The organism is Tetzosporium hominis (assembly GCF_002265435.1).
In the GTDB taxonomy this organism is placed as follows: Bacteria; Bacillota; Bacilli; order Bacillales_A; family Planococcaceae; genus Chryseomicrobium; species Chryseomicrobium hominis.
Map to the genome: position 1 here is coordinate 1 of NZ_NOKQ01000318.1, position 269 is coordinate 269.

General features: G+C 48.3%; 1 protein-coding gene. It reads left to right on the forward strand.

Translation table 11 applies throughout. The annotated features are described in order from the left end of the window. Positions 1-5: 5 nt before the first annotated feature. A partial coding sequence (locus CF394_RS14080; protein ID WP_133079851.1) for a PHP domain-containing protein occupies positions 6-269 on the forward strand: 264 nt, incomplete at its 3' end.

Below are 269 nucleotides of genomic sequence, written 5' to 3' on the forward strand. Positions count from 1 at the left end.
ATAGCATGTCTTTTGTTCACCTGCAAGTGCATAGCGGGAACAGCCTGCTAAACAGCGCCGCGGCTGTGGAAGAGCTCGTCAGTGAAGCTGACAGGCTCGGATATGCGTCTTTGGCGCTGACAGATGATCATGTCATGTACGGAGCTATTCAATTTTATAAAGCATGCAAGACGAGAGGAATCAACCCGATAATCGGTTTGACGGCTTCAGTTTTTACAGATGATAACGAGATTGAAGCCTACCCGCTCGTCCTGCTGGCCAAATCAAAT